The sequence below is a fragment of the Nonomuraea sp. NPDC050404 genome (genome assembly GCF_040655495.1).
GTDB lineage: Bacteria > Actinomycetota > Actinomycetes > Streptosporangiales > Streptosporangiaceae > Nonomuraea.
The window spans coordinates 19,685-39,028 of sequence record NZ_JBFAKB010000052.1 but is presented as its reverse complement, the minus strand read 5'-3'; the positions used below and the strand labels follow the sequence as shown (position 1 = coordinate 39,028).

14 protein-coding genes are annotated in these 19,344 nt (G+C 69.5%); 4 read left to right on the top strand and 10 right to left on the bottom strand.

The features are described 5' to 3' along the window. Positions 1–31: 31 nt before the first annotated feature. Together AB0I81_RS61515 and lon are read right to left on the bottom strand one after the other, a co-directional pair. Positions 32–994 (bottom strand): ATP-binding cassette domain-containing protein, encoded by a 963-nt coding sequence (locus AB0I81_RS61515; RefSeq protein WP_360679418.1) that lies wholly within the window; start codon positions 992–994, stop codon positions 32–34. Positions 995–1,403: 409 nt separating this feature from the next. Further along, positions 1,404–3,764 carry an endopeptidase La gene (gene lon, locus AB0I81_RS61510; RefSeq protein WP_360679415.1) on the bottom strand — a complete coding sequence of 787 codons (2,361 nt, stop codon included), beginning with the start codon at positions 3,762–3,764 and terminating at the stop codon, positions 1,404–1,406. Between the two features lie 176 nt (positions 3,765–3,940). Here lon and AB0I81_RS61505 point away from each other — a divergent pair, with 176 nt between their 5' ends. From AB0I81_RS61505 to AB0I81_RS61495, 3 genes are all read left to right on the top strand, one after another. Further along, positions 3,941–5,890, top strand: a complete 1,950-nt coding sequence (locus tag AB0I81_RS61505; protein WP_360679412.1) for a histidine kinase — start codon at positions 3,941–3,943, stop codon at positions 5,888–5,890. Next, a complete protein-coding gene (locus tag AB0I81_RS61500) occupies positions 5,887–6,543 on the top strand; it encodes a response regulator transcription factor (RefSeq protein ID WP_360679409.1) in 657 nt (218 codons plus the stop codon). The genes AB0I81_RS61505 and AB0I81_RS61500 overlap by 4 nt, the downstream gene beginning before the upstream one ends. A gap of 472 nt (positions 6,544–7,015) precedes the next feature. Continuing rightward, positions 7,016–8,377: a phenylacetate--CoA ligase family protein gene (locus tag AB0I81_RS61495; protein ID WP_360679406.1), complete on the top strand. Its 1,362-nt coding sequence runs from the start codon at positions 7,016–7,018 to the stop codon at positions 8,375–8,377. Positions 8,378–8,531: 154 nt separating this feature from the next. Here the strand turns inward: AB0I81_RS61495 and AB0I81_RS61490 are convergent, their stop codons facing one another. After that, on the bottom strand, positions 8,532–9,116 hold the full coding sequence (locus tag AB0I81_RS61490) for a DMT family transporter (protein ID WP_360679403.1): 585 nt from the start codon (positions 9,114–9,116) through the stop codon (positions 8,532–8,534). Between the two features lie 92 nt (positions 9,117–9,208). Between AB0I81_RS61490 and AB0I81_RS61485 the strand changes: the two genes are divergently transcribed. Further along, positions 9,209–11,455: a hypothetical protein gene (locus tag AB0I81_RS61485; protein ID WP_360679400.1), complete on the top strand. Its 2,247-nt coding sequence runs from the start codon at positions 9,209–9,211 to the stop codon at positions 11,453–11,455. A 132-nt stretch (positions 11,456–11,587) separates the two neighbouring features. On the opposite strand, the gene AB0I81_RS61480 is transcribed toward AB0I81_RS61485, so the two are convergent. From AB0I81_RS61480 to AB0I81_RS61450, 7 genes are read right to left on the bottom strand one after another with little or no spacing between them, the layout of a single operon-like run. Next, positions 11,588–12,580: an Lrp/AsnC family transcriptional regulator gene (locus AB0I81_RS61480; RefSeq protein ID WP_360679397.1), complete on the bottom strand. Its 993-nt coding sequence runs from the start codon at positions 12,578–12,580 to the stop codon at positions 11,588–11,590. A gap of 44 nt (positions 12,581–12,624) precedes the next feature. Beyond that, entirely contained in the window at positions 12,625–13,461 is an 837-nt protein-coding gene (locus tag AB0I81_RS61475) for an alpha/beta hydrolase (protein ID WP_360679394.1), read from the bottom strand. A gap of 52 nt (positions 13,462–13,513) precedes the next feature. Then, entirely contained in the window at positions 13,514–14,683 is a 1,170-nt protein-coding gene (locus tag AB0I81_RS61470) for a Xaa-Pro peptidase family protein (RefSeq protein WP_360679391.1), read from the bottom strand. Next, positions 14,680–15,534 carry an ABC transporter permease gene (locus tag AB0I81_RS61465; RefSeq protein WP_360679388.1) on the bottom strand — a complete coding sequence of 285 codons (855 nt, stop codon included), beginning with the start codon at positions 15,532–15,534 and terminating at the stop codon, positions 14,680–14,682. Before AB0I81_RS61465 ends, AB0I81_RS61470 begins: the two co-directional genes overlap by 4 nt. After that, the gene (locus AB0I81_RS61460) at positions 15,531–16,484 is read right to left on the bottom strand and encodes an ABC transporter permease (protein WP_360679385.1); all 954 of its coding nucleotides are present in this window, start codon (positions 16,482–16,484) and stop codon (positions 15,531–15,533) included. The genes AB0I81_RS61465 and AB0I81_RS61460 overlap by 4 nt, the downstream gene beginning before the upstream one ends. Before the next feature lie 18 nt (positions 16,485–16,502). After that, positions 16,503–18,071: an ABC transporter substrate-binding protein gene (locus AB0I81_RS61455; protein WP_360679382.1), complete on the bottom strand. Its 1,569-nt coding sequence runs from the start codon at positions 18,069–18,071 to the stop codon at positions 16,503–16,505. Next, positions 18,071–19,279 carry a membrane dipeptidase gene (locus AB0I81_RS61450; RefSeq protein WP_360679379.1) on the bottom strand — a complete coding sequence of 403 codons (1,209 nt, stop codon included), beginning with the start codon at positions 19,277–19,279 and terminating at the stop codon, positions 18,071–18,073. The genes AB0I81_RS61455 and AB0I81_RS61450 overlap by 1 nt, the downstream gene beginning before the upstream one ends. Between the last annotated feature and the right edge of the window lie 65 nt (positions 19,280–19,344).

Sequence of the window (19,344 nt, the reverse complement as noted above, 5' to 3'; positions counted from 1 at the left end):
GCCTCCCCTGCCACCTCTACGATCAGCCCGGTCACGCCGTCTCCCCCGCGACCTCGACGATCAGCCCGGTCTCGCGCAGGTACGCCAGTGCCGCGCCGCTGTCCGCTCCGTCGAGCGCGACGCGCAGGCGCCCGACGGAGCCGCCCGCGAGGTCCTCGATCGAGCCGCCCAGGATGCTGAGGTCCACGTCGAACTTGCGCACCACCTCCGACACCACGGGCTGGCTCGGGTCGCCGGTGAACGTCAGCGTCACCGATCCGGCCGGCGCGGGCTCGGGCAGCGGGAAGATCTCCCTGGTCAGGCGGGACCCGGGGGTCCTGATGAGGTCGGCGATGCCGCCGGACTCCTCGATCCGACCGCGCGACATGATCGCGACGGAGTCGCAGACGCTCTTGACCACGTTCATCTCGTGGGTGATGAGCAGGATCGTCAGGCCCAGCTCGGTGTTCAGCCGCTTGAGCAGGGCGAGGATCGACTGCGTGGTGGCCGGGTCGAGGGCCGAGGTGGCCTCGTCGGACAGCAACACGGCCGGGTTTCCCGCCAGCGCCCTGGCGATGCCGACGCGCTGCTTCTGGCCACCGGAGAGCTGGTGCGGCCGGTCCTTGCCGCGCCCCTCCAGGCCGACGAGTTCGAGCAGTTCGCCGACGCGGCGCTCGCGCTCGCCCCTGGCCACGCCCATGACCTCCAGCGGGAAGGCCACGTTCCCCTCGACGGTGCGCGAGGAGAGCAGGGCGAAGTGCTGGTGGATCATGCCGATGCGCTGGCGGGCGCGGTTCAGCTCGCGTCCGCCGAGCGCGGTCAGGTCCTGGCCCGCGACGGTGACGGTGCCCGCGGTGGGGCGTTCGAGCAGGTTGACGCAGCGCAGGAGCGTGCTCTTGCCGGCGCCGCTCTGGCCGAGCACGCCATAGATCTCGCCTGCGCGTACGTGCAGGTCGACGCCGTCCAAGGCGACGGTGGCGCCGTACTGCTTGCGCAGGCCTGAAGCCTGGATCACGGAGAAACCCCACGACTGAGGGCGGCCATCAGCGGGCCGCGGGAACGTACATCACCGGGAGAAGAGGGCTGTGTCCCTCAATGGTTCAGCGGGTGCCCGGGTGGAACGGCAGGTGGCTCAGCCTGCGCAGCACGAAGCCAGGTGCGATCATGACGGCCTTCGAGGAGAACGGGCGGACGGTTTGCTCTAACGGGCCGGCATTCGCCCCATACGCATGCGGCGACACGCGGCGTCCATGGGGACGCTGCCGTCTGTCACGTATGCCTCGTTCACGCCGTTGCTAACGATCCCCGCGTATCCCCCTATTCCCAATCGGTTTCGTGATCTGTGTCACGTACGAGCAGGTCAGGGGGTGCGGACATGCGAACGCCCCGCCGGACCCGGTGACGGCGGGGCGTTCGCTGCCGGTTCAGGCCGCCACGGAGGAGGCGACCGTCGCCGGGGCCAGGGCGATGTCCAGGACCTCGCGCACGTCGCCGACCACGTGGATGGTCAGCTCGTCACGGACCTCCGCGGGCACGTCGTCCAGGTCCGGCTCGTTGCGGGCCGGGATGAGGACCGTCGTGATGCCCGCCCGGTGCGCGGCCAGCAGCTTCTGCTTGACGCCGCCGATCGGCAGCACCCGCCCGGTCAGCGAGATCTCGCCGGTCATGGCCACGTCACCGCGTACCAGCCGGCCGGACAGCAGCGAGGCCAGCGCCGTCGTCAGCGTCACGCCCGCCGACGGCCCGTCCTTCGGCACCGCGCCGGCCGGGAAGTGCACGTGCACCGAGCGGTCCTTCAGCGCGGTGACCGGCAGCTCCAGCTCCGCGCCGTGCGAGCGCAGGTAGGACAGCGCGATCCTGGCCGACTCCTTCATGACGTCGCCGAGCTGGCCGGTCAGGGTCAGGCCCGTCTCGCCGGTCTCGGGGTCGGCCAGGGACGCCTCCACGTACAGCACGTCGCCGCCGGCCCCGGTGACCGCCAGGCCCGTGGCCACGCCCGGCACCGAGGTGCGCTGCTTGGCCTCCGGCAGGGACGACTCCGGTACGAACCGCGGCCGGCCGATGTAGTCCACCAGGCCGTCCTCGCGTACCGTCACCGGCAGTTCGTCCCTGGCCGTCACCTTGCGCAGGATTCGCGCGACCGAGCGCTCCAGCGAGCGTACGCCGGCCTCGCGGGTGTACTCGGCGGCCAGCTTGCGCAGCGCCGCGTCCTCGACCGTGACCTCCTCGGCGGTCAGGCCCGCCAGTTCGAGCTGCCTGGGCAGCAGGTGGTCGCGGGCGATCGAGACCTTCTCGTCCTCGGTGTAGCCGTCGAGCGTGACGACCTCCATGCGGTCGAGCAGCGGCCCGGGGATGGCCTCCAGGACGTTGGCCGTGGCCAGGAACAGCACGTCCGACAGGTCCAGCTCGACCTCTAGGTAGTGGTCGCGGAACGTGTGGTTCTGCGCCGGGTCGAGCACCTCCAGCAGGGCGGCCGTGGGGTCGCCGCGGTAGTCGGCGCCGACCTTGTCTACCTCGTCGAGCAGGACGACCGGGTTCATCGAGCCGGCCTCGCGGATGGCGCGGACGATGCGGCCCGGCAGGGCTCCGACATAGGTGCGGCGGTGGCCGCGGATCTCGGCCTCGTCGCGTACGCCGCCGAGCGCGACGCGTACGAACTTGCGGCCCATCGCGCGGGCCACGGACTCGCCCAGAGAGGTCTTGCCGACTCCGGGAGGGCCCGCCAGGGCCAGCACGGCGCCGCTGCGACGGCCGCCCACCACGCCCAAACCCTTGTCCTGGCGGCGCTTGCGCACGGCCAGGTGCTCGATGATGCGGTCCTTCACGTCGTTCAGGCCGGTGTGGTCGGCGTCGAGCACGGTCCTGGCGCCGGTGATGTCGTAGTTGTCCTCGGTACGGTCGTTCCACGGGATGTCGAGGACGGTGTCCAGCCAGGTACGGATCCAGCCGGTCTCGGGGGACTGGTCGGGGGTCCGCTCCAGCTTGTCGACCTCCTTGAGTGCGGCCTCGCGCACCTTCTCCGGCAGGTCGGCGGCCTCCACCCGGGCCCGGTAGTCCTCTTCCTCGGTCCCGGCGGTGTCGCCGTTGAGCTCCTTGAGCTCCTTGCGTACGGCGTCGAGCTGCTGGCGCAGCAGGAACTCGCGCTGCTGCTTCTCCATGCCCTCCTGGACGTCCTTGCGGATCGTCTCGGCGACGTCGAGCTCGGCGAGGTGCTCGCGCGACCACTCGATCAGCCTGGCCAGCCGCCCGGCAGGGTCGGCCTCCTCCAGCAGTTCGACCTTCTGCGCCGTGCTCAGCCAAGGGGTGTAACCGGAGCTGTCGGCCAGCACGGAGGGGTCGTCGATCTGGTTGACCTGGTCGACCACCTGCCAGGCGCCGCGCTTCTGCAGGATGGTGGTGGCCAGCGCCTTGTACTCCTTGGCCAGCTCCTGCGCGCGCTCGCCCGCCGCGACGGTGTCGATCGTCTCGGCCTCGACCCACAGTGCGGCGCCAGGGCCGGTCGTGCCGGTGCCCACGCGGGCGCGGTTCACGCCCCGCACCACGGCGGCGGGCTCACCGCCCGGCAGCCTCCCGACCTGCTCGACGACGGCCTGAACGCCGATCGCGCCGTATCGGCCGTCAATCCGGGGAACGAGAAGGACCCGTGGCTTGTTGCCACCGGATGCACGGGCAGCCTCTATGGCGGCGCGCACCTCGGAGTCGGACAGGTCCAGCGGAACCACCATGCCCGGCAGGACGACCTCGTCGTCCAGCGGCAGGACCGGGAGGATCAAGCTCTCACTCATGCGAACTCCAAAGGGTTGAGTTATACCGACTCAATTCATCAGAGCCGCGTAATGTTCCCTTCCTTGTCGATGTTCGCTCAGGGCGATCGTAATGTTGTAAGCAATACCTCCGGTTGACGGGAACATCAAACCCTGGTGTGACGCCCTTCGCGGGCCCGCTCCGTAAGCTTGACCGGGTGATCCTCGCCCAGCGCGCCCGTTCGCTCGGCCGGTCGATCGCCCGCTGGCGCCCATGGAGGCGGCCATCGGGGGTTGCCGCCGCTGAGGACGACGGCGTGCGCGACGGCACGTACGAGACGAAGGGCAACGCGACGGCGCCCGATCCCGCAACCGGAGTCGGGAGCGGCGGCGAGCCTGCCGATCGGCATGAGGCCAACGACCGGAACACACCCACCGAACTCGCTGAGCCCCGGACAACCTGGGCGGCGCGGACTGTGGGGGCGGTCAAGCAGGGCGGGACGGTGGTCACGCGACCATTCGCGGAGGCGTTGTTCCAGGGCGACGCCGACCCGCCGTTCAGCGCCCGCCGTCTGACGTTCAAGGTGCCCCACTGGCTCGGCGCACTGATCCCGGTGAGGTCCTACAACGTCGTCCAGGCGGCCGACTTCCTCCTGGCCGCCACCCTGTACGGCCTCATGATCAGCATGGGCGCGGACTGGAACGAGCGCGCCGCCCGCGCCCACGCCGCCAACCCGCTCATCCACGGCCCCGTACCGATGATCTTCCTGTACCTGGCCGCACTCGGCGTCTCCCTGCCCATCGTCCTGCGCGACTGGTGGCCGCTGGCGGCATGGCGGGTCGCCGCCGTGATGTTGCCCGTGATCGTCTGGCTGACCGTCAGCATCGGCGACGGCGATCCGCCCTACCCCATTCCGGCGATCATCATGTACCTGCTGGTCCTCTACTCGGCAGCGGTCCGATGCGACCGGCAGGTCACATGGGGCGTGTGGACGATGACGGTCCTCGCCCTCTGGATCATCCACCCCAACTCGATGTTCCTCGCCACCATCATCGCGTCGGTCGCGGTGCTCTTCGGCTACAACGTACGCGCGCGGCGCACCGCCACGGCCCGCCTGGTCCAGGAGGAACAGCGCACCCGGCAGGCGGAGGGCGCCCAGGCGGTGCTGGAGGAACGCGCCCGCATCGCCCGCGAACTGCACGACGTGGTGGCGCACCACATGTCCGTGATCGCGATCCAGGCGGAGGCGGTCCCGCTCAAGGCGGCCGGCGACGTGAGGCAACTGGAGGCGGGCCTGGCCGAGATCCGTGGCCTGTCACTGGAGGCGATCGCGGAACTGCGCCAGGTCCTCGGCGTCCTGCGCGACCCGCAGGGCCGTACCGACACCGCGCCACAACCAGGGCTCGACCGAATCGACGAGCTGATCACCAACACCCGCGCCACCGGACTGGCCATCCTGGTCAAACGCTCCGGCCCACTCGGCGACCTTTCGCAGGCCGTGGAACTGTCGGCGTACCGGATCGTGCAGGAGTCCCTGTCGAACGCGATGCGACACGCACCAGGCACCACCGTCGCCGTGGAAATCACCCGCCGAGCCGACGAACTCCGACTACGCATCGCCAACGGCCCAGCCACAACCCCCGAAACAACCACCAACAAAGCAGCACAAACCACACCGCCCCCGCCCAATGCAACGCCAAGCAGGGCGAGCACGCCCACAAACCCGACCCACGACACGGCTGCCACACCCGGAGATACAGCACCTGGCCCGACTGGCACCACCAGCAACACAGCACATGGCACGGCTGGCACCACCAGAAACGCACCGCGAGGCACTCCTCCCTCAGCCGACTCCGCACGGGGCACTCCGGATCCAGTCGAGGCAGCACGAGGCACAGCGGACCCAGCCGCCTCCGCACGAAGCGCGACTGGCACGGCCAGGGACGCAGTGCGACGCCCACCCACCGCACCTGCGAACATAACGCGTGGAACGCCGGACGCGACCGGGACCAAGACGGGGCGCGGGGGCGGGCAGGGGCTGGTGGGAATGCGGGAGCGGGCGACGCTGCTCGGTGGCAGGTTCGACGCCGGGCCTGTTGAGGGCGGAGGGTTCGAAGTCCGGGCCGTATTACCGATCGCAGAGATCGCAGAGAGGGAGAAGGCTTGATCCGGGTTCTGATCGCCGACGACCAGGGCATGGTCCGCACGGGTTTCACGGTGTTCCTGAGCGGCCAGGCGGACATCGAGGTCGTGGGCGAAGCGGCCGACGGACGGGAGGCCGTGGCACGGGCCGCCGAACTGAGCCCCGACGTGGTGCTCATGGACGTACGGATGCCAGTGATGAACGGCCTGGAGGCGACCAGGGAACTCATGGCGCGCCAGAACGCGACAAAGGTGCTCATCCTGACGACGTTCGACCTCGACGACTACGTCTATGAGGCGCTGCGGGCAGGAGCGAGCGGCTTCCTGCTCAAGGACGCCTCAGCCGCACAACTCGCCGAGGCCGTACGCGTGGTCGCCGCCGGCGACGCACTCATCGCCCCGGCAATCACCAAGCGCCTGATCACCGAGTTCGCCCGGCTCGGCACCCCTCGCCCGGTGGCGGGCAGGCGACCGGACGAGCTGACGGAGCGGGAAACGGAGGTACTCGTCCTGGTCGCGCAGGCCCTGTCCAACCAGGAGATCGCAACTAAACTCTTCGTGGCCGAACAGACGGTCAAGACCCATGTAGGTCGAATGCTGATGAAACTCGGCTTACGAGACCGCGCCCAAGCAATCGTGTACGCCTACGAAAACGGGCTGGTACGACCCGGCGAATAACCCACCGCGACCTTGTCTCGGCCCGTCACCGCGTGACCTTGCCTCCTGCCGTCACCGCCCCCTCCGTCTATCCCTGCCCTCGCCCTCGCCCCTGCCGACACCGCTTCCGCCAACACCGCCTCCGCCTCCGCAGTGCGTCTCCTGCACACCCCCCCTCTCGCACGGCCGCTCCTTGCGTGACTACGCCCTCCCGCGTGAACACCGCTCCCACACAACACGCCCCGAATGGCGCCTCCTCGCGTGGCACCCACTCCCCTGGACGGCACCCGGTGGACACCGCCTTTGAACACCGGCGGTGCTTCGTCGTTGTGCGGCCAGTGGGCGGAGCGTGGGGCCGAGTGGGCGGGAGGGCTGAGCAGCGGGGGTGCGGGGCTGGGCGTGGAGCCGGGCGAGACCTGGGGCCGGGCGAGACCTGGGGCTGGGTGGGGTGTGGGGTGTTTCGTGGTTTTGGGTTGCGTCGTACAGTCGGCGGATGGACCCGGTTGAGCTCTTCCATCAGGTGGCGGCCACGGTGCCCGCCTACGGCAGGTTTCTTGCCGAGCGTCACGTGGATCCCGCGGAGGTCGTGACGTTTGAGGACTTCACTCGGGTACCTATGACGGATAAGGACAATTACACGCAACGGCATCCTCTTCCCGAGTTGTGCAGGGACGGGGTGATCGGGGACATGATCGCCGTTTCGTCCGGGTCCACGGGGGTGCCGTCGTTCTGGCCGCGGTCGGTGGCGGACGAGCGGGCGATCGCCGACCGTTTTGAGGAGGTGTTCAGGGATTCGTTCGGGGCACGCGAGCGCCGTACCCTGGCCGTGATCTGCTTTGCCCTCGGCACCTGGGTTGGCGGTCTGTTCACCATCAACTGCTGCCGTCACCTGGCCGGACGCGGCTATCCGATCACCGTGGTCGCCCCCGGCAGCGACCGGCGGGAGATCGTGCGGGTGATCCCCGAGCTGGCCCCGCACTTCGATCAGGTCGTGCTCCTCGGTTACCCGCCGTTCCTGAAGAACGTCATCGACACGGAGGGCCTCCCCTGGTCCGACTGGAACCTCAAGCTGGTCACCGCGGGTGAGGTGTTCAGCGAGGAGTGGCGCGCGCTGGTCGCCGAGCGGGCCGGGATCGCCGACCCCGTACGCGGCATCGCCTCCCTGTACGGCACCGCCGACGCGGGCGTCCTGGGCAACGAGACCGCGCTGTCGGTCGAGATCCGCCGTTTCCTGGCCGCACGCCCCGAAACGGCCAGGGAGTTGTTCGGCGAGTCCCGGCTGCCTACCCTCGTCCAGTACGACCCGCAGGTGCGCTTCTTCGAGGAACACCAGGGCACCCTGCTGTTCTCGGGCGATAACGGCGTTCCGCTCATCCGGTACCACATCGCCGACGAGGGCGGCGTGCTCGCGTACCCGGAGCTGCTGGACTTCGTACGGCGGCACGGCTTCGAGCCGGAGGCGAAGGGTCCCGAGCGGCCGTTCGTGTACGTCTTCGGCCGCAGCCACTTCACGGTGTCCTACTACGGCGCGAACGTCTACCCGGAGAACATCGCGGTCGGCCTGGAGCAGCCTGAGGTGAGCGGCGCGGTCACGGGGAAGTTCGTGCTGGAGGCGGCCGAGGACGAGCGGCATGACCGGCATCTGACGGTGACGGTGGAGCTGGCGCCCGGCGAGAAGCCCTCCGATGAGATCGCCCAGGCGGTGGGCGGCTCGATCCTGGCTCAGCTTCTGCGGCTCAACAGCGAGTTCGCGGCTTATGTACCGGCGGGACGGCAGATGCCGTTCGTCCGGCTGCGGGAGTCCGGGGACCCGGAATACTTCCCCCCGGGCGCCAAGCACCGTTACACACGTTGAGAGCCGATCGCCGTCAAGCCCGCCACACGCATCAACGGCCGATCGCAGTCAGACCTGCCGCACAACACATTGACGGCCGATCGCCGTCAGGCCCACTGCACGCATTAACGGCCGACCGCTGCCAAGCCCGCCACGCATTGACGGCCGATCATTGTCAGGCCCCCTGTACGCATTTGCGGCCGACCGCTGTCGTGCCCTCGTCGCGGGCCCTGCGATCACCGGTACGGCGGTCGAGGACGAGCACTCCGACGTTGCACAGCAGGATCAGCACGGCGCCGACCACGGTCAACGCGGTGATCGGCGCACCCTGCGCGATGAGCAGCGTGGTCGAGGCGAACGGTGTCAGGTATCCGATCGCGCCAATCGTCGTGGGATCGCCGTGGGCACTCGCGGTCGCCCAGAGGAGGTAGCCGGCGGCCATGGGGCCGACACCGAGATAGATCGAGCCCGTCCAGTCCTGAACCGGTGGCCAGGGAGTACCGCTGATGGCCGTTCCTATCAGGGCGATGCCGGTTCCGGCCACGGATGCGGGAAACAGTACCCGCGTCATGGAGGTTCCCGACCGGCCTGCGGCCACGGTGTAGAACGCCATGCACAGCGCTGATCCGAACGCGCACCCGTAACCTACGAGCGTCTGCGCGGTCAGCGTGCCGTTCCCGGCGCCACCCAGCAGGAGCACCACGCCGGCCATGCCCACGGCGGACAGGGACAACTGCCGCCAGCCCTCCGTCTCTTCCAAGAGCTCCGCACCCCATCCTGAAGACCTGTGGCGGGCGGCGCGGGCGGGGCCTACCTTCAAAGGAAGGTCTCTCCCATGGCAGGTGACGGCTCATGCTGGAAGATCTCGATCAGGTTTTCGCCTGGCTGCTGGCCAATCTCATCCGGCCCACGTCCGGGCTGTACGGCGAGTACGACCTGCGCCCCGGTGACCGCGATCCGGGGCCGGGGTTGCCCGCCCGCTACGGTGGGCAGGATCGGCCGGAGCTGACGGGCGCCACGCACGTTCGCGACCTGCATCGGGATCTGCGTGAGCTGGGCTTTCTGCTCGCCGCCCGGGAGACGACGACCTTCACCACGGCGACGTGGCAGACGGTCATGGAGTTTCAGCGGTACGCGTCCCTGCCTGACGCCGCCGTCCAGCGCGATCCTGGCACGGCGACCCTGACCGAAGGAGTGACGGCGGAGGCCGATACTTTGCGGGCCGAGCCCGCCGCGGCCTTTCCCTCCGACCCGCCGTTCCGGATCCGCGTCGATGATGAGGTCCTGGAGGTGACCGCCATCGGAGCGAGCGCGAAGGGCGGCGCGGGAAGTGGAGCTGGAGGCGGCGCGGAGGGCGTAAAAGGCGGCGGGTTCGGCGTGGTGCGCCGGGCCGGGGTGGAGTTGAGCGTGGCGCGGGGTGTGGAGGGTACGGGGGCCGCCGCCCATGAGCAGGGGGCCGGGGTGGAGTTGGTTCGCTGGTCTGATCGGCTGCTTCCTGCTCAGGCGCGGTTCTACGAGCGGTACGCCGAGCCGATTACTGGTGTCGTCAATGCGTGGACCAGGTTTGTGTTGCGTCGGTGGAAGGAGCGGAGGCAGCGGTGTCCGGTTGTGGTGGAGGCGTGGGAGTTGCGGGAGGGGCAGCCGGATCGGACTCACACGATTCCGGCTTCTGGTGGGTGGCCTGCTCGCAGGGCTGACAATGTGTGGGGGCACCGTGAGGTCGCCTCCACCGCGCCGCGATTCTATGTACGCGACCTGACCGGGACCTGGCCGCGCCCGTCCCCGTCCCGCCCGCCCGTCGCCCCCGCGCATCCGGAGTTGGATGTGACCGGCGATTACCGTGTGCTGGGCGACTGGTCCGGGCCCCGGTCGTGGCCGGAGCTCGGCCACACCTGGCGTCCCGAGGCCGAGATGTTGCCCGAGCACCTGCTGCCGGTCTCAATCGCGAGCAGCTCTCGGGGAGGCAGCGGCCCAACAGCCGACGCCTCCCCGGCCGAGGGCTCCCCGGTCGAGGGCTCCACCGCGAGTGGTGCAGAGCCCAGCGGTGCCGGGCAAAGGCGTCTCGGGCCCACCTTGCGGGAGTTGGTCGAGTCGGGTGAGCGGGCCGTGCTGGGGACGTACAAGGTGGTGCGGGCCGTGAGTGAGGTCGAGGCTGTTGGGTATTTCGATGGGCTGAATGCTTACGACCGCGCGTTCCTGTCACTGGGCCCCTGCCACTGGACGGCAGGGCTGGCGAGTGACCCCGCCCCGGCCAGCCCTGTGGAAGGGAGTGAGCTGTGGGGGTTCGTGGCTTTTCTGAAGGCGACGGATCGGGTTGCGTTCGCGGAGGTGTTCGGGCGGTTCGGGGTGGATGTCGCCACCGGATGGGGGCGGAACGGTGCGGATCTGTTCAATCCGAGCCAGCGCAAGTACACCTCACGCCCCACTGTCGCCCAGGAGGACGGCCAGTGGCGGGAACTGGCCACGGTCGAGGAGTACGACATGTTCCGGAGCTGGCACTGGTTCTACCGCGTCCAGATGGCGGCCCGTACCGTGGACGGTTTCCGGCGGGCGATGTGGCACATGGCGCGGCTGCGGATCCGGGACGTCGGTGAGACGCCATGGGACGGGCCGGCCGACCCGCCCACCTGGACGGTCCCCACGCCGGGAGGCGGCTCTCGCCCGGCGCGGATCAAGGACGTGATCACCTCGGAGCGCGGCATGGCGATCGTCTACCGCTGGCACATCAGGGCCCCGGCCAACATGGTGTCGGCGGGACCGGCCACCGAGCCGCCGGACACCAGGAGGATCGGCCGTGCGGGCTCCGTCCTGCGCGCGGCCTACGACGCGGCCGCGAGCGAGGATGGGAGCCTGTTCGCGGGCACGCCCGACACCTGGGGTGACGCGGCCGAGCAGGCGCTGGTCGGGCAGTTGCGCAGGCTGGGCGGCGCCTCGGTCGACTACGTGCACGAGTGGCCACGGCTGGCATCGAGGAGCCGTGGCTTCACGCTGCCGTACGAGATGCTGCCGGAGGCCGCCGACGGGGGCGGCCGGCGGCTCTTCCTGGACAGGAACTCCTTCGAGCTCGATAGCCGTGACCTGCCCCAACCACCGCTATGAGCCGACGACCGTCGCCAAGAGTGCAGACCTCTCAACTATGAGCCGAGGGCCGTCGCCAGGAGTCCAAGGCTCCCTGCCATGAGCCAACAGCCCAAGGCTCCCAGCCATGAGCCAAGAGCCCAGGGCTCCCAGCTATGAGCCGAGGGCCGTCGCGATGCGGTCTTCGGCCCATGGCACCATGAGGAAGCCGCGCTTGACGGTGAGCACCTGCACCCCCGCCGTCCACGACTGCACCCCCGGCACCGACGCCAGCGTGCGGGAGGTGAAGTGGTGCAGGTCGGCTGTGGTCGGCACGATCACCTCGCAGATCAGCGAAGCCTGCCCGAGCACGGAGGCGATCATCCGCACGCCGCGCTCGCCCGACAACCGCTCGGCCACGCTGTCCTGCATGCTGGGCTCGACCGACAACCAGAAGAGGATCTCGGCCTCGTAGCCGAGCGCGGCCGCCGGGATGAACGTGGTGATCGAAGCACAGCCGCGTTCCAGCATCGCCTCCAGCCGCCGCCTGGCCGTGCTCTCGCTGATGCCCAACCGGCGGCCGACCGACTGGAAGCTGGCCCTGCCGTCCTCCCGCAGGGCGGCCAGCACCTCGCGGTCCACGTCGTCGAGGTGGCCGCGCTCGCAGGTGTGCGCGGGCCTGTGCAGCGCGAACGGGCCCGCCCGCTCCCCCAGTACGGGCCCGCTCCAGTCGTAGCTGACCTTGTAGGTGTGCAGCACCAGGTCGGCGTTGCTCTGCTGGGCCCCGGGAATGGTGTGGACGAAGCCGACCAGCATCGAGTACAGGTCACGGTCCTTGGGCGCGACCAGCTCGAACACGATGTCGGAGCCGCCGGTGACGATGGTGACGTACCGGATGTCGGGGTTGCGGGCCAGCAGTCCCGCGACCTTGAGCTGGCTGCCGGGCGCGCAGGTCAGCCGCACGAGGAACACGTGCACGGGTCCTTCGTGCTCCAGATGGGGCAGCACCGCCACCCTGACCAGCCCCGCTCCGAACAGGTGCTGGGCGCGCCGCGCCACCGTCGTGGTGGAGGTGCCGAGCACCTGGGCGATGTCGGTCCAGCTCGCCCGGCCGTTCACGTGCAGCGCGGCGAGGAGCTTGCGGTCGAGTTCGTCGAGATCTTCCATCGGGGGCATCATCGCGCGTCAGCCCCGTTCCCGCACCTTGCCGATCATGCTCCGAGCGCCCTGCCGAGGAAGTCGCGCACGGTGGCCTCCCACAACCCGGCCTCCTCGACCTGCGGTGAGTGACCGGACTGTTCGAAGACCCGGAGTTCGGCGTGCGGGATGAGCCCGGCGATGGTCTGGCTGCACTCGACCGGCGTGATCCAGTCGTGCCGGCCGACGGTGACGAGCGTGGGCGCGGTGATGGCGGGGAGCAGGTGCTTGATGTCGTAGTTGGGCTGGTTGACGGCGAAGGCGTAGTTGTGGGTGGTGTAGTGGTACGGGGTGGCGGCCACGCGCCGTTCCACCACGGCCGGGTCGTAGTCGTGGTCGTAGAGCGGCAGGATCTCGCGCCAGCAGTCGCGCAGGTCGGCGTCGTCGCGCACGGTGCCGGACATGATCCGGTCGAGCTTGTCCTGGTCGATGGTGACCCGGGAGGAGGCGGCGGCGTTGCGGGTGGCCAGTTCCTGGTTGGCGTTGTCGGCGGAGGTGTCGCGCAGGACGACGGCGCCGACCCGGCCGGGGTGGCGGGCGGCGTACTCCATGGCGATGAAGCCGCCGTACGAACCTCCGGCGATCACCACCTGCTCGGCACCGAGCCAGGCGCGCAGGCCCTCGACGTCGTTCACCCACTGCTCGTGCGTGAACGGGCCGGCCTGACCGCTGTCCCCCGAGCCCCTGGCGTCGAAGACGACCACCCGGTAGGCGTCGGCGAGCCGGCCGAAGCTGGCGCGCGGCTCGGCGAGCGAGCCGAGCCCGGGCGCGCCGTGGCAGGCGATGATCGTGTGCTCGCCGTCGCCGAGGATCTCGACGTTGAGCGGGTTGCCGTTGATGGTGACGAACAAAAGGTCCCCTTTCAGATGATCACGCCGGTGAGGTCGAACAAGGAGTCCGGCTTCAGATGATCACGTCGGTGAGTTCGCGCGGGTACGCGGTGAGCCGGCGCGGCCCCGCCTCGGTGACCAGGACGGTGTCGGAGATGCGGTATCCGGCGTGGCCGGGCACGTACACGCCGGGCTCGCTGGACAGGATCATGCCGGGCGCCAGTTCGGTCGGGTCGCCGTCCGACAACCAGGGCGGCTCGTGGAAGCCCAGCCCGATGCCGTGGCCCTGCCGGTGACGCAGGTACCGGCCCAGCCCGGCCTCCTCGACCACGGCCAGGCAGCGGCGGTTGGCCTCCTCGCAGGTGGTGCCGGGCACGAGCGCCTCGGTGCCGGTCTCCTGCGCCTCGCGGACGACCTCGTAGTAGCGGGCCTGCTCCGTGGAGGGCTCACCGATGACGAACGTGCGCTCGCTCTCCACGAACCGGCCGCCGACGGCGCAGCCGAGGGAGAGCATGAACGTCTCCCCCGCCCGCAGCCGGTCACCGCCGGGCAGGCGGTGCGGCTGGGCGGAGTTGGGGCCGCCGTAGACGAGGCCGCCGGTGAGCATGGGCACCACGACGACGTCCTGGTGCCTGGCGTACATGAGGCGCGAGCCGTGGGAGATCACGTGCGCGGCCAGTTCGGTCTCGGCGGGCAGTTCGCCACCGGATTCGACGGCCGACCTGACCAGCTCGACGCCGGCCTCGATCATCTCGTCGGCGATCCGGGCGGCCTCCTCGTGCAGCACGATCTCCTCGGGCCGCTTGCGCAGCCGTACCCGGCCGACCGCGTCGCAGGCGCTCCAGCGGGTGGCGGGGAACGCCTCGCCCAGCGCGTCCACGCGGGCGACGCTGGTGGAGGGGGCGTAGGCGGCGGCGGACGGCACGCGTACGTGCCCGGCCAGCACCGCGAACGGCGACCTGACCCCGGGGAACTCCGGGTAGGCCACGATCTCGGCACGGGCCCGCTGATCCTGCGCGTACTCCCGTTCCAGGTCGGGCACGAGCAGCACCGGGTCGCCGTCGAGCGGCAGCCAGCAGGCGACAGGACGCTCGTTCGGGAAGTGGTGGAAGCCGGTGAGGTAGGCGACGTCGAGCGGGTCATCGAGCAGCAGCGCGGACAGCCCCTCCTCGGACATCAGGGCCCGCACCCGGTCGAGCGCGCCACGGTAGAAGTCGTCGGGCAGCCTCTGCGAGAAGGTCATGTGTCGCTCCGATGGTTGCGGGCGTCGTTGTAGGCCACGGAGAGCAGGGTCGTGGACAGGACGAGCAGCAGGATGGCCAGGGACGGGAACAACGTGGTCCACCAGGCGGAGGCCAGCGCGCCGGACTGCTGCGCCTTGTGCAGGATCGTGCCCCAGGACCAGCTGCCGGGATCGCCCAGGCCGAGGAAGGACAGGCCGGCCTCGGCGAGCACGGCGCGCGAGGTGGTCAGCACCACCGACACGCCGACGACGGGGATCACGCCGGGCAGCAGATGCTTGCGCACGATCCACAACGACGAGCCGCCGACGACCTTGGCTGCCGACACGAACGGCATGGGCACGATGGCCAGCGCCTGGGAGCGTACGACGCGGGCCACCTCGGGCCAGCTGAACAGCGCGATCACCACGGCGAGCGTGCGCACGCTGGGCCCGGCCAGCGCCGCGACCAGGATCATCAGCGGCAGCACGGGCAGCGACAACGACAGGTCAACCAGCACGCCGAGCGGCGTGTCCAGGCGGCGGAAGTAGGCGGCGCTGACGCCGATGAGCAGGCCGATGACGATGGCCAGCACGGAGGCGCTGACGCCGACCGCCATGCTGACCCTGGTCCCCCAGACGACCTGGGCGAAGACGTCCTGCCCGATGTCGTCGGTGCCGAACCAGTGCGCGGCCGAGGGCGGCTGGGAGGTGTCGGTGCCGTACCCCTCGGGGAAGGGCGCGATGAGCGGCGCGCAGATCGCGACCAGGGCCATGAGGATCAGCACGATCCCGCTGGCCATGCCGAGGGGGTTGCGGCGGAAGGAGGACCAGGTCCGCTGGCGCGGGGTGAGTTCGACGGCAGCCGCTGTCATGAGGTGCGCACCCTGGGGTCGAGGATTCCGTAGGCCACGTCGGTGATCAGGTTCGCGACCACGACGGCGGCCGCGAGCAGCACGAACGCGCCCTGCAGGACGGGGAAGTCGAGCTGGCCGACCGCCTCGTAGATGGCGCGGCCGATGCCCGGGTAGGCGTAGATCGTCTCGGTGAGCACCGCACCGCCGACCAGGGTGCCGAGTTGCAGCCCGGCGATCGTGGTGGTGGGCAGCAGCGCGTTGCGCAGCGCGTGTTTCCACACGACCTTGCCCGGACGCACGCCCTTGGACTTGGCCAGTGAGACGTAGTCCTCGCCGAGCGCGTCGATGAGCGTGGTACGCATGGTCAGCACGTAGCCGCCGAGCTGGATGAACACCAGCGACAGGCATGGCAGCACCAGGTGGTGCAACATGCTGAGCGTCGCGCCGAACCCGGTGGCGTCGAGATCGACGGCTCCGCCGATGGGGAACCAGCCGAGCCAGACGCCCAGCACGTACATGAGGAAGATCCCGACGCTCGGGACGAACAGCGACTGCGCGGTGACGCCGGTGAGCTGGATGACGCGGTCCAGCCAGCCCTTGGCCCTGGTGGCGGCGAGCACGCCGAGCGGGATCCCGAGCGCGATCGTCACCACCATCGCCGACATCGTCAGGATCAGCGTCCACGGCAGCCGCTCCATGAGCACGGTCGTCACCGGGATCGACTGGCGGAAGGACATGCCGAGGTTGCCCTGGACGAGCTGGCCCAGGTAGTCGAGGTACTGGGCGGCCAGGGGTTTGTCCAGGCCGAAGTCCGCCAGCAGCTTCTGGCGCAGCTCCTCGGTCATGTTCGGGTCGGCCACGGCCAGCACCGGGTCGCCGGGCAGCAGACGGACCAGGAAGAACGTCACCGTGACCGCGAACCACAGGGTGAGCAGGCCGCGGGCCAGCCGGAGGCCGAAGAAGCGCATGATCGATCAGCCCGCCGATCAGCTCGCCGGCTTCGCCGAGGCGAGGGAGAGCGGGTTGAGGATGGACAGCAGCTCGCTCGGCATCGGCTGGAAGCCGGTCCACTTCGTGGAGTGCGCGATGTTGAACGTCTCCACGTACAGGACGTTGTCGTAGACCTGGTCGCTGATGATCCTGGCGGCCTCCTGGATGGGCTTCCTGGCCTCCTCGGTGGACAGCGCCCGCTGTCCCTGGTCGATGAGCTCGTCCAGCTTGGGGTCGTCGACCTGGGCGTAGTTGATGAACCCGCCGCTCTTGAAGGCCAGCCCGAGGTTGGCGGGCGGGTTGTCCATGACCGCCCACGAGCCGGCGTAGATGTCGAAGTCGCGCTTGAGCGTCTTGTCCAGGTACGTGTTGCGCTCCAGCCCCTGGAGCTGGATCGTGATCCCGGCCTTCTTCGCCGAGTCGCGGACCATGGGGGCCCAGCGGGCGATGTTCGGGTCGGCCTGGTCGTAGATCATGTTCAGGCTGAGGTTCGCCTGCCCGGCCTCGGCCAGAAGTTTCTTGGCCTGCTCGGGGTCGAAGGTGTACTCCTTGGCCGCCGGGTCGGCCCACTGGGGCAGGGAGGGCGTCAGGACGCTGGAGTTGGAGGACTTGGCGAAGCCCTTCAGCGCGATGTTCCTGATGGCCTCGTAGTCCACGGCGTGCGCCAGGGCCCGGCGGACGCGTACGTCGTCGAGGGGCTTGCGCTTGGTGTTGTACTGCAGGTGCGCCCAGCCCAGCGACGGGATCTGCTGCAGCTTGACCTTGGAGTCGTTCTTCAGCTCGGTCGCGGTGGCGGGCGGCAGCACGTTGCCGATCATGTCGATCTCGCCGTTGCGCAGCGCCAGGACCTCGGTGTTGACGTCGGGGAAGACCCGGAAGACGATCTCCTTGACGGTCGGCGCGCCGGGGCCGAAGCCGTCCACGCGCTGCATGATGTAGCGCTGGCCGCGTTCGACCTTGGTCAGCTTGAACGGCCCGGCGCTGACCCAGTTCGCGTCGTTGGCGAACTTCTGCGCGCTCGGCGCCTTCTCGAACACGTGCTTGGGCACGACCGGCAGCCAGAAGCCCACGTTGTCGAGGAAGGTACCGTCGGGGCGGCTCAGCTTGAAGCGCACCTCGGTCGGTGAGACGGCCTCGGCCTTGTCCAGCGCCGTGATGAGCCCGGCCACCACGCCGAACTTCTCCTTCTGCACGGCCGTCACCGAGAACACCACGTCGTCGGCGGTGACCGGCTTGCCGTCGGACCACTTCATGTCGTCGCGCAGCTTGGCCGTAGCCGTCTTGCCGTCCTCGGAGTAGGACCACTCGGTGGCCAGGTACGGGATCCGCTTGCCGGTCGCGTCCATCTGGGTGAGGTGCGGATACATGAGGTTGGTGACCCACGAGTCGGTACGGCTGTTGCCGACCAGCGGGTTGTAGTTGACCACGTCGGCGGTCGTGCCGATGGTCAGCCGGTCGGCGGAGGCGGGGGCCTGCGAACCCGGCGAACCGGACGAGCCGGGCACGCTGGGGGCGCACGCCGCGAGGGCGACGGCCAGAGCGGCCAGGAGGATTCCACGTCTCATCAGATCCAGACCTCTTCCAGCACGCGCATGACGTTGCCGCCGACGACCTTGGTGATCTCGTCGTCGGAGTAGCCGTGGGTGACCAGCCAGGCGATGATGTTCCAGAAGCACTCGGCCGGGTTCTCCAGGCCGTCCACGTAGGCGACCTTCTCGTAGGACTGGCCCGCGTGCGCCTCGTTGAGCGACAGGTGCTCGGCGAACGTGTCGTGCAGCCCCACGTGGTCGCCGAACAACGTGTCGGGGCCGAAGGCGACGTGGTCGAGGCCCACCAGGTCCACGCAGTACGTGAAGTGGTCCATCACCGACTCCAGGCTGTGCCTGGGGTGGCCGGGCGAGAGCGTGGTGTGCGGCGCGGCCTCCAGGCCGATCACGCCGCCGCGCTCGGCCGCGGCCTTGATGACGGAGTCGGGCTTCATGCGGTTCGTGGGCCAGACCGAGCGGGCGCCGGCGTGGGTGATGAGGATCGGCTTGTCGGAGTGGCGGATCGTGTCGAGCGAGGTCTGGTCGCCGGAGTGGGACACGTCGATGGCGATGCCCAGCTTGTTCATGCGGCGCACGGCCTTCTCGCCGAACAGGGTCAGGCCGCCGTCCCCGCGCTCCTTCAGGCCGCTGCCCAGGGTGTTGGCCTCGCTGTAGGCGATGCCCATCTGGCGTACGCCGAAGCCGTACAACATGTCGATCCTGTCGACCTCGTTCTCGATCATCGTGGCGGCCTCCAGGGCCAGCACGAGGCCGATGCGGCCGCTCGCGTGCGCCTCGCGCACGTCGGCCAGACGCTCGACCTTGATGAGGAAGTCCTGGTGGGCGAGGTCCGACAGGCGCATGCCGATGTCGGCGATCACGTCGTTCCACTTCCAGCCGGCCTGGCTGGTGATGCAGCAGGTGCCGTCCATGAGGTTGTCGAAGACGACGGTCATGCCGGAGCGGGCCAGGCCCTCGTACCCGGTGTGGTGGCGGGCGGTGCGGTTGTAGTCCACGGTCTGGCCGATGTCGTCGGGGAAGACCGACGGGTGGTCGTGCAGGGAGACGACCAGGCTGTCGGTGAGCAGGCGGCGAACGCGCGCGGTCTGCTCCGAGGTCAACTCGGGCCCCTGGTAGGCGGGCACCCGGCCCAGTTCGGGCGCCAGGTCGAACCGGCGATAGTCGACGCCCGCCTCCAGGTAGTCGTAGGAACGGTAGCCCTTGTAGCTCTTCGCAGCTTCCAGCATCTGGTAACCCCTCTTGTCCGATTGCGGGAAGTTTGCCAGGATCAGGCGCAGAAGACAACATTGAG

Bases quoted from the DNA above. Each gene is read 5' to 3' on its own strand.
- lon (WP_360679415.1), bottom strand. From the start codon at position 3,764: ATGAGTGAGAGCTTGATCCTCCCGGTCCTGCCGCTGGACGACGAGGTC.
- AB0I81_RS61495 (WP_360679406.1), top strand. From the start codon at position 7,016: ATGGACCCGGTTGAGCTCTTCCATCAGGTGGCGGCCACGGTGCCCGCC.
- AB0I81_RS61485 (WP_360679400.1), top strand. From the start codon at position 9,209: ATGCTGGAAGATCTCGATCAGGTTTTCGCCTGGCTGCTGGCCAATCTC.
- AB0I81_RS61480 (WP_360679397.1), bottom strand. From the start codon at position 12,580: ATGGAAGATCTCGACGAACTCGACCGCAAGCTCCTCGCCGCGCTGCAC.
- AB0I81_RS61470 (WP_360679391.1), bottom strand. From the start codon at position 14,683: ATGACCTTCTCGCAGAGGCTGCCCGACGACTTCTACCGTGGCGCGCTC.
- AB0I81_RS61465 (WP_360679388.1), bottom strand. From the start codon at position 15,534: ATGACAGCGGCTGCCGTCGAACTCACCCCGCGCCAGCGGACCTGGTCC.
- AB0I81_RS61460 (WP_360679385.1), bottom strand. From the start codon at position 16,484: ATGCGCTTCTTCGGCCTCCGGCTGGCCCGCGGCCTGCTCACCCTGTGG.
- AB0I81_RS61455 (WP_360679382.1), bottom strand. From the start codon at position 18,071: ATGAGACGTGGAATCCTCCTGGCCGCTCTGGCCGTCGCCCTCGCGGCG.
- AB0I81_RS61450 (WP_360679379.1), bottom strand. From the start codon at position 19,279: ATGCTGGAAGCTGCGAAGAGCTACAAGGGCTACCGTTCCTACGACTAC.